Origin of the sequence: Pseudomonas sp. VS40 (genome assembly GCF_018587885.1) — a bacterium.
Lineage (GTDB): Bacteria > Pseudomonadota > Gammaproteobacteria > Pseudomonadales > Pseudomonadaceae > Aquipseudomonas > Aquipseudomonas pergaminensis.
This window is the reverse complement of record NZ_JAGYWD010000008.1, coordinates 256,914-272,139: the sequence shown is the minus strand read 5'-3', so window position 1 is coordinate 272,139 and position 15,226 is coordinate 256,914. Positions and strand designations below refer to the sequence as shown.

Genomic DNA, 15,226 nt, shown 5'->3' with positions numbered 1-15,226 from the left:
GCTTGAAACTCAAGCGCCTCTTCGTAGCGCCCCAACTTTATTGAGTTCCTCTTTTCGAGGGGTCACTCATTCAGAAATGTTGGAGACACAGCTATGTCACTCTCTTCAGTTCCGCCTGTTGCCGTGTCACTCATCGCCACCACCGAAAGCATTTTACATATCGCACCTGCATCAAGAGGCTGGAAGGCTGACGCACCCAGCAACGTAGTGTTTCTTCCTCAAACATTGACCAAGCAAACTCTGCTCATGCAGATCGGACTACTGCGTCCATCAACGCTCATTGTGGGGGACCAAGTCATTGATGCAGACGTCATTGAGCAGTGGCGTACCTCCCATCCCTTTGGAAACCTCTCTTTGGTTCGCAGGGGCACGAGTCTGGATAAGGTGCGGCTGGACTTGTGCGACTCCAACGATATTCGAGTGTTCAATACACCGGGGGTCAACGCACCGCATGTTGCTGCCTATATCGCGCATTGGCTGAAACAGGCCGATGGCTCCTTACCGCTTGATATCTGTGTACTGGGATACGGCAATGTGGGTAAAGAGCTTGTCAAATTGTTGCTGGATCGAGATCCGGATGTTCGGGTCAAGGTGTTGGGTCGACAAGGCCGCTCACCGGCCAATATCGACAGCCGCGTGTCATTTGTGACGGACTGGTTCGAGGCGTTGGAGGGTGCTTATGCTGTTGCCCTATGTGTATCCATGAATGATGAAACCGCCCATCGCATTGATCAAGCCCTGATTCAAAGCCTGCACCCACACGCTCGGTTGGTGTGTGTCGCCAAGCCGGATGTCTTCACTGATGGTGCTGTGCGGGCGCTGGCAACGTCTGAAAATATCCAGTTGGTATTGGACTATGGGCCTGGGACACTGGATGCGTTTCGAATGCGCGCACAAGCGCTCGGATGCGGTGTCGCCACATGGCGCAAACCCGCGACGCTGACTACGCAGGCAGCAACCACCGAAGCCTGTCATTGCGACCTTGACTATGCGGTCTCGGTTCAGCTCAGCTTGACTGCCTTGCGCGGCATTGTCAGGCGCAAACTTGCCCAGTCATTGATTATCCCCTCTCAACAGGCTTATGCCGATGCACCGCGTGTGTCCATCATCGGCAGAGGTATCAACGGCCTGCTGCAAGCCTTGATGTTCCGCCTGGCAAATTATCGGGTCACCGTATACGGAGGAAATCAGGCGAGCGATGGAGCTAGTCATAAGCCTGTAAATATGCGGCATCTGTCAGCAACGGAGACGACTGCAAAGCCGCTGCAAAACGACCATCTGACTCCTGGTAATCAGTATTTGGCCGTTGAATGCAATCGTGCGGGCATTGAACTGTTTGAAAAGCTTCTGGCCGACAACCCGTCGCTGGGCCGATTTGCGCAGTCGCGGATCGTACGAGCCTATAGGCGTGATGCCAATGGCGTGGAGCTCGCGATCCAAGAGCAACGCGATATCGAAAACAGGCAATGGCCCAGTGGCAAGCCGGGAGGTGGACTTGCTGAGATCAGTCCACTGCAATTCCAAGAACGTTATGGGGTCCCTGGGATTGGGCGGGCTATTGAGGTGTCGGGCTACGATCTGGAATTCAGCCATCTTATGGAGGAGGTCGGTGCGCTTTTGCTGCGTTCCGGGGTTCAGTTCCTCCCCGGCCACCTGAGTGCGGTTCAAATTGCCGAGTTGAGCAGAGAGCACTTCGTCGTCACTGCCATGGGCGTAGAGGGGCCAGAGGCAATCGCGATCATCGGCTGGTTTTTCAAGTTACGTGCTATCGGTAATGAGGGTGCCGAAATGCGTGGGCTCAAGCTTCAGTACGACTTACCAATCGGCGTCATGAATTGCCGCTTGGATGGGGATTACATCCTTGTCTCCGGTGGGCAGGTTCCACCTGATTCGACGTTGGAGTACAAGGCGCAGATATTGGCGGCGTGTCTGGCCGCTGTTTCCCGGCACTTTCCAAAGTCCTATCGCGGGGCGGTCGAGAGTGGTGACTTGCACATTATCGAATGTGCCCGGCCCGGCACCTCAGATGGACTTTCAATAGTTTGTTGGTCTGCCTACAACCAAATTGTGGCCGGGGCAACCTATGCCGGGGGCACTACGCAAGGGTTGTTATGGGCCTGCTTAGTCCAGGAAATCATCCAGGCAAAAGCTTCTGCAAGTTCGGCAATGTACTGATAAAAAAACGGGCACGACATCCGACGTCGCGCCCGCTGAAGAAACCGCTCTAAATCCAGTTGTATCTCAAACCGCGTTGGCCGCCACACCCGCTGGCCGGCGCGACAACAAACTCACCACCACAAAACTCACCAGCCCTACCGCCAGGCTGTAGTAGATCGGTGTGTTCGCGTCCAAGCCATCCTTGATCATGAACACCAGTGCCGTCACAAAGCCCAGGGTCATGGACGTAATCGCACCCGAGGTGGTCGCGCGTTTCCAGAAGATCGCGCCGATCAGCGGGATCAGCATGCCGCCCACCAACAGGTTGTAGGCCAGGGTCAGGGCGCTGATCACATCGCTCACTACCAGTGCGATTCCCAGCACGGCAACGCCGGTCAGCATCGTGAACAGGCGGTTGATGGCCAGGCTCGACTGTTTGCCGCCACGCAGGCGCGGCAGCAGGTCTTCGGTCAGTACGGTGGAGGCGGCGAGTAGGCCGGCGCTGGCGGTGGACATCATCGCAGCGAGGGCGGCGGCAATCACCAGGCCACGAATGCCGTCGGGCAGCGAGGCTTTCACGATAGCGGCAAACGCATTGTTGACGTTATCCAGGTCCGGGATCAGGACATGCGCCGCCATGCCGATCAGTGCACAGGCCAGGCCGTAGAGGATGCAGTAGAAACCGGCGAACGTGCCTGCGTACTTGGCGACTTTTTCGTCACGGGCGGTGAACACGCGCTGCCAGATGTCCTGGCCGATCAGGATGCCGAAGAAGTAGATCATGAAGTAGGTGATGATCGTGTCCCAGCCGATCGCGGTGAAGCTGAAGCTCGATGCCGGCAGCTTGGCCACCAGTTCGTCCCAGCCGCCGACGCGGTACAGGCAGATCGGCAGCAGGATGAACATCAGGCCAACGGTCTTGATCACGAATTGCACGATGTCGGTGAGGGTCAGCGACCACATGCCGCCGATGGTCGAGTACACCACCACCACGCCACCGCCCAGCAACACCGAGATCCAGAACGGCAGGCCGAACAGCACTTGCAGCACGGTGCCGATGGCCAGGATCGAGGTCACGCCGATCATCAGTGCGTAGGCCAGCATGATCACGGCGCTGGCCTGGCGGGCCATGGGGTTATAGCGTTTTTCCAGTACCTGGGTCACGGTGAAGATCTTCAGCTTCAGCAGCGGCTTGGCCAGGAACAGGTTGAGCGCAATGATGCCCATGCCCAGCGCGGCACACAGCCAGAAGCCCGAGATACCGTGCACATACCCCAGTCGCACGGTGCCGACGGTGGACGCACCGCCCAACACCGTGGCGGCCATGGTGCCCATGTACAGTGACGGGCCGAGGTTGCGCCCGGCTACCAGGTAGTCTTCGTGGGTCTTGGCGCGGCGCATGCCGTAATAACCGAGCACGAGCATGCCGGCGGCGTAGATGAGTACGACGAATAAATCCAAAGCCATGACGGCGAGTCTCCAATTATCTTTTTTATGAGGATCAGGCGGCGGGTTGCAGTGCCGGTTTAACGCGCGCATCCATGCGCCTACTGCGGGGATCCGTCGGCCCGTAGACAGCCGCAGGTTCCGGGAACACCCGCAGCAACGTCAGGTACACCACCGACGCCAGCCCCAGCGTCACCGGCAGGCTGATATCAATCCCATCGGCCAGGTTGCCCAGCGGCCCGACAAACTGCCCCGGCAGGTTGACGAAGCACAGGCCCACCAACGCACTCGGGATCCACGCGCCCAGCCCGCGCCAGTTCCAGCCATGGCTGAACCAGTAGCGGCCGCCGGTTTCACCCCGGGTGAATACTTGCAGGTCATCCGGGCAGTAGAAGCCGCGACGCACGATCAAGCCGATGATCATCATCACCATCCACGGTGTGGTGCAGGTGATGATCAGCACGGCAAAGGTCGACACGCTCTGCACCAGGTTGGCGGCGAAACGTCCGATGAAGATGAAGGCAATCGACATCACCCCGATCAGCAGCGTGGCCTTGACCCGCGACAACAGGCGCGGGAACACACTGGACATGTCCAGCCCGGTGCCATACAGCGAGGTGGTGCCGGTGGACATGCCGCCGATCACCGCGATCAGGCACACCGGCAGGAAGAACCAAGTCGGCGCCACCGCCAGCAAACCGCCCACATAGTTGTTGGTCGCAATGTAGTCCGGTGCCTTGATCGCCACGATGGTCGCGGTGGCCAGGCCGAAAAGAAACGGGATCAACGTCGCGATTTGCGCCAGCACCACCGCCAGCATGATGCGCATTTTTGGCGTCTCACGCGGGATGTAGCGCGACCAGTCACCCAGGAACGCACCGAAGGAAATCGGGTTGCTCATGGCCACCAGCGCGGCGCCGATGAAGGCCGCCCAAAAGCCGGCCTGGCCCATGGCTACAGTGCCCGCGAAGTGGCTGTCGAACGCCGGCGCGAAGGCGAAGATGCCCAGCAAAAACAGCAGGCTCGCGGCCCATACCGCAATGCGATTAACCCACAGCATGAAGCGAAAGCCGTAAATGCATACGGTGAGGACGAGCAGGGCGAACAGGCCATAGGCCAGGCCCAGGGTCAGGTCAGTTTCCGGCAGGCCGATCAGACGTTTCGCACCGCCCACCAGCGCATCACCCGAACTCCACACCGAGAGTGAGAAGAAGGCAATGGCGGTCAGCAGTGAGAGAAACGAGCCGACAATTCGCCCGTGCACACCGAAGTGCGCGCCGGATGACACCGCGTTGTTGGTGCCATTGATCGGCCCGAACAGGCCCATGGGTGCCAGGATCAGCGCGCCCACCAGCACACCCAGCACAATCGCCCAGGCGCCGGCCTGGAACGACAAGCCGAACAACACCGGAAAGGAGCCCAGCACGGCGGTGGCAAAGGTATTGGCACCGCCGAAGATCAGTCGGAACAGATCCTTGGGGCCGGCGGTACGTTCGTGGTCCGGGATCTGTTCGACCCCGTTGGTTTCTATCTTTCGAATACTTTTATCGTTGTTTTTATTATTCATGATCAGCTCCGATCACATTGGCTAAGGGGGCGGCAGCCCTTCCGGCATAGCGGACAAATGTTCGTGACAGGCCAGCCACAGGCCTTCTTGTTGTTCTGCGCCAAGCCCTTGCCGTTTGAAGACAATGGTCTCGCGTTCCTGGCTATTGAATTGCTCCCCGTTCATGCGCAGCTCGGTGGCCACGTCATGAATAAAAATCGCCACGTCACCCTGCAGGCTGACAAAGGCGTTGCTCGAGGTGCACGAGAGCACCTCGAACCCCTCGTCCCGGCGCCAGCTGTCCCACAACGCCTGGTAGGCATCGCGACTCAGCAGCGGCTGGGGGAGGGTGTAGAACACAAAGCTGGCGTCGGCCGTGAACGCGCCGAAGTAGGCGGCGCGGTCATTGCGGGCGAAGGCCGCCACCAGCTCGGCAGCGGCTTGCAGCACCTCGCGGGTGCTCATCAGCGGTGCGCCACGCCAGGCAGTACGCAGAGCATTTCGTACAGCAGGTTGGCGCCCAGCAGCGAGGTGTTGCCGGTGGTGTCGTAGGGCGGCGAGACTTCTACCAGATCGCAACCAATCAGGTCTAGGCCCTGGCAGCCACGGATGATCTCGATCGCCTGGATGGTGGTCAGCCCGCCGATTTCCGGGGTGCCGGTGCCCGGCGCCCAAGCGGGGTCGATGCCGTCGATGTCAAAGCTCAGGTACACCGGGCCTCCGCCGACTTTTTCACGCACCTCGGCCATCAGCGGCGCGAGGGAGTGGTGCCAGCATTCTTCGGCCTGGACCACACGGAAGCCCTGTTTGCGGCTCCAGTTGAAGTCTTCGGCGGTGTAGCCCTGGGCGCGCAGGCCGATCTGCACCACCCGGTCGCAGTCCAGCAAGCCTTCTTCCACTGCGCGGCGGAAGGTGGTGCCATGGGCGATTTTCTCGCCGAACATGTGGTCGTTCACATCGGCGTGGGCATCGATGTGCACCAGCCCGACCTTGCCGTGTTTCTTGTGGATCGCCCGCAGGATCGGCAGGGTGATGGTGTGGTCGCCGCCCAGTGTCAGGGGGATCACGTCGTGCTCGAGAATCTCGTCGTAGGCTTCTTCGATGATGCGCACGGCGTCGAGCAGGTTGAAGGTGTTGATCGCTACGTCGCCAATGTCCGCTACCGACAGCGAGTCGAACGGTGCGGCACCGGTGGCCATGTTGTAGGGGCGGATCATCACGGATTCGGCGCGGATTTCACGCGGCCCGAAACGGGTGCCGGCGCGCAGCGAGGTGCCGATGTCCAGAGGCACGCCGATAAAGGCGGCATCCAGACCCTTGGCCGTTTGCAGGTGGGGAAGACGCATCATGGTGGCGATGCCGGCGAAGCGCGGCATTTCGTTGCCGCCCAGTGGTTGGTGGAAAATCTTGTCCACGGGATTGCCTCATCGTTGTTTTGTTTATTAGGGGCCGATTCTGCGAAATACGTAGAAACGAAAGAATCGGCAGGGGCAAATACTTAGTTCAGATTTTTCTAAACTATTGCCTGAGGTAAACTCCTTACCTAGAACCTGGTTCATCTGTAGGCGCTGGCTTGCCTGCGATGGCCTCAACTCGGTGTGCCTGCTGCTCCGAGATGTCCGCATCGCAGGCAAGCCAGCTCCCACAGGTTTTGTATGTGCCTCTGGAGAACCCATGGCCAATGCCTTGCCCGACCTGAAACTCCTGCGCATCTTCGTCAGCGTCGTGCGGCACCAGGGGTTCGCCAATGCCCAGCACGAACTCAACCTGTCGACGTCGGCCATCAGCACGTATATGAGCCAACTGGAATCAGCCTTGGGCCTGGTGCTGTGCCATCGCGGCCGGGGCGGTTTCAGCCTGACCAGCAAGGGCGAGCTGTTCCATCATGAAACATTGCGGCTATTGGGTGAGCTGGAAGGCTTCGAGCAATACGCTGCCGCCTTGAAAGGCGAGTTGCGCGGCACCCTCAAGCTCGGCGTGCTCGACTCCACCGTCAGCGACAAGGCCTTGCCGTTCGCCGAAGTCATCGGCGCCTACAGCCTGGAGCACCCGGCGGTGCACCTGCATTTGTCGGTGATGAGCCCTTACGAACTGCAACTGGGTGTGCAGGACAACCGCCTCGACCTGGCCATCGGCGCCTTCTCCAACCGCATGAGCGGGCTGATCTACATGCCGCTGTACCGCGAGCAGCACTGGCTGTATTGCAGCACCCGGCACCCGCTGTTCAACGAGCGGCGTATCCCCGAACAAGTCATCACCCAGCAACGCATGGTCGGTCGCGGCTACTGGAGCCAGGCTGAACTGGCGCGCCACGGTTTCAAACACAGCGCGGCGACGGTAGAAAGTATGGAAGCGCAGCTGATCCTGGTGCTCTCTGGCGCCTATATCGGCTACCTGCCCGAACACTACGCTCAGGCCTGGGCTGACAAAGGGGATCTGCGCGTATTGCTGCCGGCCACCTTCGGCTACCAGGCGCCATTCTCGATGATCATGCGCCGTGGTCGCAGCCGTGAACCACTGATCCAGACTTTCCGCGACCTACTCAAAGCCCAGCTCAACCAGGCCTGAAATCACCATGTCCAGACCCCAATGCCCCCGCTGCCTTCGGCCTGCCACCCATTGCCTGTGCGCACTGATCCCCAGCCTCGAGAGCCGCACCCGTGTGTTGCTGTTGCAGCACCCGAGCGAGGTCAACCACGCGCTTAATACGGCAAGGCTGGCGGCGTTGGGTTTGAATAACGCGCAGCTGGTGGTGGGGGAAGTGTTCGAGGATCTGCCGACGTTGTTGAACCTGCCCGGTTATCAGGCGCGGCTGTTGTTTCCGGCGGACGACGCGCAACCGTTACAGGCCTACGCGCCATCTGACCAACCGTTGTTGCTGGTGGTGCCGGACGGCACTTGGCGCAAGGCGCGCAAGTTGCTGCACCTCAATCCGTTGCTGGCAGCGTTGCCACGGGTAGCGCTGGCGGAGGGCGCTGTTTCCCGCTATCGATTGCGCAAGGCGCCAGGGCCGGGGGCGTTGTCGACAGTTGAAGCCATCGTGCAGGCCTTGCACGTGCTGGAAGCACCTAGGTCATTCGAGCCGTTGCTCAAGCCCTTTGAAGCATTGATCGAAGGGCAGATTGCGGCGATGGGGGCAGAGGTTTTCCAGAAAAATCATGGCGACGGGCGGCTTGGCTAGCAGGCTGACCGAGGCGCGGCCATCGCAGGCAAGCCAGCTCCTACACGCATTTCTAGTGTGGGAGCGGGCTTGCCCGCGATAGCGTCCTCCCAGGCAACAGATTCGCTGCTTATTCCTATAAGCCATAAGCACCGCACTTTGCGTGATATGGCCCGCCAGGCTTTCCCGGTATGATGTTCGCCCCCGCAGTCTGGATTGCGAATACGCCATGACCTTGCAGTACCCTACAATCGCCGATTGCGTCGGCAATACACCCCTGGTCCGCTTGCAACGCATGGCGGGTGAAACCAGCAATACCTTGTTGCTCAAGCTTGAAGGGAACAACCCGGCCGGCTCCGTCAAGGACCGCCCGGCGCTGTCGATGATCACCCGCGCCGAGTTGCGCGGGCAGATCAAGCCCGGCGACACCCTGATCGAAGCCACATCCGGTAACACCGGGATCGCGCTGGCCATGGCCGCGGCGATCAAGGGCTACAAGATGGTGCTGATCATGCCCGACAACGGCAGCGCCGAGCGCAAGGCGGCGATGACTGCCTACGGCGCGGAGCTGGTGCTGGTGACCCAGGAAGAAGGCATGGAAGGTGCCCGCGACCTCGCCGAGCGCATGGCCGCCGAAGGCCGTGGCCAGGTGCTGGACCAGTTCGCCAATGGTGACAACCCCGAGGCGCACTACACCACCACCGGTCCGGAAATCTGGCGCCAGACCCAGGGCACCATCACCCATTTCGTCAGTTCCATGGGCACCACCGGTACCATCATGGGCAACTCGCGCTACCTCAAGGAGCAGAACCCGGCGATCCAGATTGTCGGCCTGCAACCAATGGAAGGCGCGGCCATCCCGGGCATCCGGCGCTGGCCCGAAGAGTATCTGCCGAAGATCTACAACGCCACGCGCGTGGACCGCATCATCGACATGGCCCAGCGTGAAGCCGAAGACACCACCCGCCGCCTGGCCCGTGAAGAAGGCATCTTCTGCGGCGTGTCCTCCGGTGGCGCCGTGGCGGGCATGTTGCGCCTGTCCAAGGAAGTGGAAAACGCGGTGATCGTCGCGATCATCTGTGACCGAGGCGACCGTTACTTGTCGACCGGCATCTTCGACGCGCCCAACTGATGGCCAAGCACGAGAGAGGCCTGCGCTTCCAACCGACGGGCGGCAGCCGGGCCCCGCAGATACCTGTAGGCAAGAAGCAACGCTTGATCATCGAGCGTCTGGCCAATGATGGCCGTGGCATTGTGTTCTTTGAGGGCCGCACCTGGTTTGTGAATGGCGCGCTGGCCGGCGAAGAGGTCGAAGCGCGGGTGTTGGGCACCCACGGCAAGATCGTCGAGGCGCGCACCGAGCGGGTGTTCAAGGCCAGCGAACTGCGCCGCCCGGCGCCGTGCGCGCACTTTGGTCGCTGCGGCGGCTGCAGCGTGCAGCACTTGCCCCACGCCGAACAACTTGCCCTGAAACAGCGCATGCTCGCCGAGCAACTGTCCCGTGTGGCCGGTGTCGAACCGCAAGAGTGGGCCGCACCGTTGAGTGGGCCAGAGTTCGGCTACCGTCGCCGCGCCCGCGTGGCCGTACGCTGGGATGCCAAGGCGAAACATCTGGAAGTCGGTTTCCGCGCCGTGGCCAGCCAGGACATCGTCGCCATCGACGAATGCCCGGTGCTGGTACAGGCCTTGCAACCGATCATGCAGCGCCTGCCGAACATGCTGCGGCGCTTGAGCAAACCTCAGGCCCTGGGGCACGTGGAGCTGTTCAGTGGGACGTCCATCGCCGTATTGCTGCGCCATATGGCGCCGCTGTCGGAGGCGGACCTGCACGTGTTGAAAGAATTCTGCGCTTTCCATGACGCCCAATTGTGGCTGCATGGCGAGGGCCAACCGGAACCGGTCGAGGCTGATTCGGTCTTGGGTTTTCGATTGGAACAGTGGGGTCTGGAGCTGGCTTACCGGCCTGGGGACTTCGTGCAAGTCAATGCCGGGGTCAACGCGGCGATGGTCGCCCAGGCTCTGGAATGGCTGGCGCCACAACCCGATGAGCGGGTGTTGGACCTGTTTTGCGGCCTGGGCAATTTTGCCTTGCCACTCGCTCGCCAGGTGCGCGAAGTGGTGGCGGTGGAAGGCGTGCAGACCATGGTGGACCGGGCGGCCGTGAATGCCGTCAGCAACAATTTGCATAATGCGCAGTTTTTTCAGGCCGATTTGTCCCAGCCTTTGACCGACGCGGAATGGGCCAAACAAGGCTTTTCTGCGGTACTCTTGGACCCACCCCGTGACGGTGCCCTGGAGGTTGTGCGCAAGCTCGCGACCCTCAAGGCCAAGCGTCTGGTGTATGTGTCCTGCAACCCGGCCACGCTGGCGCGGGACACGGTTGAGTTGGTCAAGCAAGGCTACCGGCTAAAACGTGCCGGGATCCTCGACATGTTTCCGCAAACCGCGCATGTCGAGGCCATGGCGTTATTTGAAGCGGGCTAGGATGCCCGTTTAATCCGACTGGCCTGCATTCTCCAAGGCCGTGACCTGCCAGGGAGCGTGTGTAAGCTTTATTAAGGTAAAGCAGGTCAGCGATGATTTTTGACGCATCCAAGGTGCGTCGTAGGGAAGGTAAGCAAGATGGTACAGGTGAGAGCACACCAGCCGATCAACACCGACGGCAGTATCAATCTCGAGGCATGGCTGGATCATGCCATCAGTGTCGACCCGGCACTGGACCGTGAAGCCTTGAAAGCAGCCTGCGAGTTCGCTCGTGAGTCTGAACAGCAAGACAATGCGGCCAAGAACCTGTGGGCCGAAGGCACTTCAAGCTTTCGTACCGGGTTGGAAATCGCCGAGATCCTCGCCGATCTCAAGCTGGACCAGGATTCGCTGATCGCCGCCGTGCTCTATCGCGGCGTGCGTGAAGGGCATATTCCGTTGGCCACCGTTGGCCAGCGTTTTGGCTCGGTGGTGGCCAAGCTGATCGATGGCGTGCTGCGCATGGCTGCGATCAGCGCCAGCCTCAGCCCGCGCCAGTCCATGGTGCTGGGCACCCAGGGCCAGGTCGAGAACCTGCGCAAGATGCTGGTGGCGATGGTCGACGACGTACGCGTCGCCCTGATCAAGCTGGCAGAACGCACCTGCGCGATCCGTGCGGTAAAAACCGCCGACGACGAGAAGCGCAACCGCGTCGCCCGCGAAGTCTTTGACATCTACGCGCCGCTGGCGCACCGCCTGGGCATCGGCCATATCAAGTGGGAGCTGGAGGACTTGTCCTTCCGCTACCTCGAACCCGATCAGTACAAACAGATTGCCACGCTGCTGCACGAGCGCCGGCTCGACCGTGAGCGCTTCATCGCCGACGTGATGAACCAACTGCGCTCCGAGTTGCAGGCCACTGGTGTCGAAGCCGACATCAGCGGCCGTGCCAAACACATTTATTCCATCTGGCGCAAAATGCAGCGCAAGGGCCTGGCTTTCAGCCAGATCTACGACGTGCGTGCCGTACGCGTGCTGGTGCCGGAAATGCGCGACTGCTACACCGCGCTCGGTATCGTCCACACCCTGTGGCGGCACATTCCCAAGGAGTTTGATGACTACATCGCCAACCCCAAGGAAAACGGCTATCGCTCGCTGCACACGGCGGTGATCGGCCCCGAGGGCAAGGTGCTGGAAGTGCAGATCCGCACCCACGCCATGCACGAAGAGGCCGAGCTCGGCGTCTGCGCGCACTGGCGCTACAAGGGCACCGACGTCAAGGCCGGGTCCAACCAGTATGAAGAGAAAATCTCCTGGCTGCGCCAAGTGCTGGAATGGCACGAAGAGCTCGGCGACATCGGTGGCCTGGCCGAACAGTTGCGGGTGGATATCGAGCCGGACCGGGTCTATATCTTCACCCCTGACGGTCACGCCATCGACTTGCCCAAGGGCGCTACGCCGCTGGACTTTGCCTACCGCGTGCACACCGAGATCGGCCATAACTGCCGGGGCGCCAAGATCAATGGGCGCATCGTGCCGCTCAACTACAGTCTGCAGACCGGTGAGCAGGTCGAGATCATCACCAGCAAGCACGGTACGCCGAGCCGCGACTGGCTGAACCCGAACCTGGGCTACATCACCACCTCGCGGGCGCGGGCGAAGATCGTCCACTGGTTCAAATTGCAGGCGCGCGACCAGAACGTCGCCGCCGGCAAAACCTTGCTCGAACGCGAACTGGCACGCCTGGGCCTGCCCCAGGTGGACTTCGACAAGCTGGCCGAAAAGGCCAACATGAAGATCGCCGAGGACATGTTCGCCGCCCTGGGTGCTGGCGATTTACGCCTGGCGCAACTGGTCAACCTGGCCCAACAGCTGGTAGAGCCAGAGCGCGGCAACGAACAACTGGAGCTGATCCCACGCAAGGCCACCGGCTACAAGCCGGGCAAGCGTGGCGATATCCAGATCCAGGGCGTGGGCAACCTGCTCACGCAAATCGCCGGCTGCTGCCAGCCACTGCCGGGGGATGCGATTGTCGGCTACATCACCCAGGGCCGTGGCGTGAGCATTCACCGCCAGGATTGCGCCTCGGTGCTGCAACTGGGCGGGCGCGAGCCGGAGCGCATCATCCAGGTCAGCTGGGGCCCGGTGCCGGTGCTCACCTACCCGGTGGATATCATCATCCGCGCGTACGATCGATCCGGTTTGCTGCGTGACGTGTCGCAAGTGCTGCTCAATGAGCGGATCAACGTGCTGGCGGTCAACACCCGCTCGAATAAAGAGGACAACACCGCGCTGATGTCCCTGACCATCGAGATTCCGGGGTTGGACGCATTGGGACGGTTGCTGGGACGGATTTCCCAGTTGCCGAATATCATCGAGACACGCCGTAACCGCACCCCATGAATAGCTGGATAAACGCGGAATAAAATGTGGGAGCGGGCTTGCTCGCGAATGCGGTTTGTCAGTGCCGGATGCAGTGGCTGACCTACCGCTTTCGCGAGCAAGCCCGCTCCCACATTTGATCTCTAGCGTTCCCACTTCAGCGGAAAGAGACCGATGTATTCACTAGAAGACCTGCTGCACCTGATGAATCGCTTGCGGGACCCGCAATACGGGTGCCCGTGGGACATCAAGCAAACCTACGCGACCATCGTCCCGCACACCCTGGAAGAAGCCTATGAAGTCGCCGACGCCATCGAGCGCGGCGACTTCGATCACCTGCAAGGTGAGTTGGGCGACCTGCTGTTCCAGGTGGTGTATTACAGCCAGATGGCGCGGGAAGAGGGGCGCTTCGAATTCGCCGGGGTAGTCGATAGCATCACGCGCAAGCTGATCCGCCGCCATCCCCATGTGTTCCCCACTGGCGAGCTGTACGCACCGCTGGATGTCCCGCAGTTGAGCGAAGAGCAGGTCAAGGAGCGTTGGGAGCAGATCAAGGCCGAGGAGCGCGCGGAAAAGTCCGACGCCCCCGAGCAGCTCTCCCTACTGGACGATGTGCCCACGGCGCTGCCGTCCTTGTCCCGAGCCGCCAAGTTGCAAAAGCGCGCCAGCCAGGTCGGTTTCGACTGGCCTTCTGCCTTGCCGGTGGTGGACAACGTGCGCGAAGAACTGGATGAAGTGCTCGAAGCCATGGCGGACAACGACTCGGCGGCCATCGCAGACGAGGTCGGCGACCTGTTGTTCGCAGCGGTCAACCTGGCCCGCCACCTCAAGGTCGACCCGGAAACCGCGCTGCGTGGCGCCAATGCCAAGTTCGAACGACGTTTCCGATTTATCGAACAGGCATTGCGCGATACGCACCAATCCATAGAAGATTGCACCCTCGAAACGTTGGACGCCCTGTGGGGCGAAGCCAAGCGTCAGGAAAAGAATGTGTCCAGCTGCGGTTGAGCAGTTGCCTAAGTGAGTAAGCACCATGAGCCTTTCCCTTCGCGACCAGTTGCTCAAAGCAGGTCTGGTCAACCAAAAGCAGGCCAAGCAGGTCGGCAAAGAGAAACAGAAGCAGCAGCGCCTGGTCCACAAAGGCCAGATCGAGGCGGATGACACCCAGGCCCGCCTGGCGGCCGAGGCCCAGGCCGAGAAGGTCAAGCGCGACCAGGAACTGAACCGTCAGCAGCAGGAAAAAGCCGAGGCCAAGGCCCGCACAGCTCAGGTCAAGCAATTGATCGAGACCTCGCGCCTGCCCAAGCTGACCACCGAGGACTACTACAACTTCGTGGATGACAAGAAGGTCAAGCGCCTGTCGGTCAACACGTTGATGCGCAACAAGCTGAGCAACGGCTCCCTGGCGATCGTGCACCACGGTGGCGGTTACGAGGTGATCCCGCGTGAAGCGGCGCTGAAGATCCAGGAGCGTGCACCGGAGCGTATCGTGCAGCTCAATATCCTGACGGAGAGCCAGGTGCCGGACGAGGATGATCCATACGCGGCCTACCAGATTCCGGATGATCTGATGTGGTAAGGCTGTAGAAACAACAAACCCCGCTCAAAAGGCGGGGTTTTTGTGTGCAGGCAATCCAGCTGCTGTGTGGGGCTGGATGCCTGCCGAATTTCAGAGTCTCAGGAGCCTTGCGCCTGGCGTCTCATCTCAAGGGCTTCGAGCTCGTTTTTATAATTATGAGCGTCGCTCTCGTTGTGAAACATGCCGACCAACAGGTCTTGTTGGTGTACATCCCAGATGTGAATCCCATGGCCCAGCGCTTCGTGGGACATATGTTCGTCGTCGCGTTCAGTTACTTTTACAGTCATCTGCTTGCTCCAATCTCTGGTGGATCTGCGGCAAGTCGTCGCAGGCCTTTGTTATATGTTTTGTTAGCTTGCTAAGTAAACTGACTTTTTGCACAACAATTTATTGCGGTAAATGCAACAGTGCTACAGGCCACGTAAACCGTGATGTTGCGGCACAGGGGGTTGAGATTTATGACAAAAGTTTCATGTTGGCGTAAGGCGTCAGC

13 protein-coding genes are annotated in these 15,226 nt (G+C 60.5%); 8 read left to right on the top strand and 5 right to left on the bottom strand.

The features are described 5' to 3' along the window. The first annotated feature begins 93 nt into the window (after nt 1–93). Nucleotides 94–2,175: an FAD-dependent oxidoreductase gene (locus tag KHP07_RS23525; protein WP_214498111.1), complete on the top strand. Its 2,082-nt coding sequence runs from the start codon at nt 94–96 to the stop codon at nt 2,173–2,175. A 66-nt stretch (nt 2,176–2,241) separates the two neighbouring features. On the opposite strand, the gene KHP07_RS23520 is transcribed toward KHP07_RS23525, so the two are convergent. From KHP07_RS23520 to speB, 4 genes are read right to left on the bottom strand one after another with little or no spacing between them, the layout of a single operon-like run. Continuing rightward, nucleotides 2,242–3,624, bottom strand: a complete 1,383-nt coding sequence (locus KHP07_RS23520) for a sodium:solute symporter family protein (protein WP_078049673.1) — start codon at nt 3,622–3,624, stop codon at nt 2,242–2,244. Between the two features lie 34 nt (nt 3,625–3,658). Then, a complete protein-coding gene (locus tag KHP07_RS23515; RefSeq protein ID WP_099493563.1) occupies nt 3,659–5,170 on the bottom strand; it encodes a purine-cytosine permease family protein in 1,512 nt (503 codons plus the stop codon). A 21-nt stretch (nt 5,171–5,191) separates the two neighbouring features. Continuing rightward, nucleotides 5,192–5,614 (bottom strand): YybH family protein, encoded by a 423-nt coding sequence (locus tag KHP07_RS23510; RefSeq protein WP_099493562.1) that lies wholly within the window; start codon nt 5,612–5,614, stop codon nt 5,192–5,194. Beyond that, a complete protein-coding gene (gene speB, locus KHP07_RS23505; RefSeq protein ID WP_021490873.1) occupies nt 5,614–6,564 on the bottom strand; it encodes an agmatinase in 951 nt (316 codons plus the stop codon). Before speB ends, KHP07_RS23510 begins: the two co-directional genes overlap by 1 nt. A 259-nt stretch (nt 6,565–6,823) precedes the next feature. Here speB and KHP07_RS23500 point away from each other — a divergent pair, with 259 nt between their 5' ends. The 7 genes from KHP07_RS23500 to KHP07_RS23470 all read left to right on the top strand — a co-directional run bounded on the left by KHP07_RS23500 (nt 6,824) and on the right by KHP07_RS23470 (nt 14,733). Beyond that, nucleotides 6,824–7,717, top strand: a complete 894-nt coding sequence (locus KHP07_RS23500; RefSeq protein WP_078049670.1) for a LysR family transcriptional regulator — start codon at nt 6,824–6,826, stop codon at nt 7,715–7,717. A gap of 7 nt (nt 7,718–7,724) precedes the next feature. Beyond that, nucleotides 7,725–8,330 (top strand): tRNA-uridine aminocarboxypropyltransferase, encoded by a 606-nt coding sequence (locus tag KHP07_RS23495; RefSeq protein ID WP_099493559.1) that lies wholly within the window; start codon nt 7,725–7,727, stop codon nt 8,328–8,330. 208 nt (nt 8,331–8,538) lie between these two features. Continuing rightward, a complete protein-coding gene (gene cysM / locus KHP07_RS23490; protein ID WP_025855807.1) occupies nt 8,539–9,441 on the top strand; it encodes a cysteine synthase CysM in 903 nt (300 codons plus the stop codon). Further along, on the top strand, nt 9,441–10,793 hold the full coding sequence (gene rlmD / locus KHP07_RS23485; RefSeq protein WP_099493558.1) for a 23S rRNA (uracil(1939)-C(5))-methyltransferase RlmD: 1,353 nt from the start codon (nt 9,441–9,443) through the stop codon (nt 10,791–10,793). The genes cysM and rlmD overlap by 1 nt, the downstream gene beginning before the upstream one ends. A gap of 138 nt (nt 10,794–10,931) precedes the next feature. Further along, the gene (gene relA / locus KHP07_RS23480; protein ID WP_078049666.1) at nt 10,932–13,175 is read left to right on the top strand and encodes a GTP diphosphokinase; all 2,244 of its coding nucleotides are present in this window, start codon (nt 10,932–10,934) and stop codon (nt 13,173–13,175) included. Between the two features lie 153 nt (nt 13,176–13,328). Further along, nucleotides 13,329–14,162 carry a nucleoside triphosphate pyrophosphohydrolase gene (gene mazG, locus KHP07_RS23475; RefSeq protein WP_099493557.1) on the top strand — a complete coding sequence of 278 codons (834 nt, stop codon included), beginning with the start codon at nt 13,329–13,331 and terminating at the stop codon, nt 14,160–14,162. A gap of 25 nt (nt 14,163–14,187) precedes the next feature. Beyond that, nucleotides 14,188–14,733 carry a DUF2058 domain-containing protein gene (locus KHP07_RS23470; protein WP_010208656.1) on the top strand — a complete coding sequence of 182 codons (546 nt, stop codon included), beginning with the start codon at nt 14,188–14,190 and terminating at the stop codon, nt 14,731–14,733. Nucleotides 14,734–14,831: 98 nt separating this feature from the next. Here the strand turns inward: KHP07_RS23470 and KHP07_RS23465 are convergent, their stop codons facing one another. Continuing rightward, nucleotides 14,832–15,020, bottom strand: a complete 189-nt coding sequence (locus tag KHP07_RS23465; RefSeq protein ID WP_010208657.1) for a hypothetical protein — start codon at nt 15,018–15,020, stop codon at nt 14,832–14,834. Nucleotides 15,021–15,226 lie beyond the last annotated feature (206 nt).

Coding starts and splice junctions, on each gene's coding strand:
- KHP07_RS23525 (WP_214498111.1), top strand. CDS start 94: ATGTCACTCTCTTCAGTTCCGCCTGTTGCCGTGTCACTCATCGCCACC.
- KHP07_RS23520 (WP_078049673.1), bottom strand. CDS start 3,624: ATGGCTTTGGATTTATTCGTCGTACTCATCTACGCCGCCGGCATGCTC.
- KHP07_RS23515 (WP_099493563.1), bottom strand. CDS start 5,170: ATGAATAATAAAAACAACGATAAAAGTATTCGAAAGATAGAAACCAAC.
- KHP07_RS23510 (WP_099493562.1), bottom strand. CDS start 5,614: ATGAGCACCCGCGAGGTGCTGCAAGCCGCTGCCGAGCTGGTGGCGGCC.
- KHP07_RS23500 (WP_078049670.1), top strand. CDS start 6,824: ATGGCCAATGCCTTGCCCGACCTGAAACTCCTGCGCATCTTCGTCAGC.
- KHP07_RS23495 (WP_099493559.1), top strand. CDS start 7,725: ATGTCCAGACCCCAATGCCCCCGCTGCCTTCGGCCTGCCACCCATTGC.
- cysM (WP_025855807.1), top strand. CDS start 8,539: ATGACCTTGCAGTACCCTACAATCGCCGATTGCGTCGGCAATACACCC.
- rlmD (WP_099493558.1), top strand. CDS start 9,441: ATGGCCAAGCACGAGAGAGGCCTGCGCTTCCAACCGACGGGCGGCAGC.
- relA (WP_078049666.1), top strand. CDS start 10,932: ATGGTACAGGTGAGAGCACACCAGCCGATCAACACCGACGGCAGTATC.
- mazG (WP_099493557.1), top strand. CDS start 13,329: ATGTATTCACTAGAAGACCTGCTGCACCTGATGAATCGCTTGCGGGAC.
- KHP07_RS23470 (WP_010208656.1), top strand. CDS start 14,188: ATGAGCCTTTCCCTTCGCGACCAGTTGCTCAAAGCAGGTCTGGTCAAC.
- KHP07_RS23465 (WP_010208657.1), bottom strand. CDS start 15,020: ATGACTGTAAAAGTAACTGAACGCGACGACGAACATATGTCCCACGAA.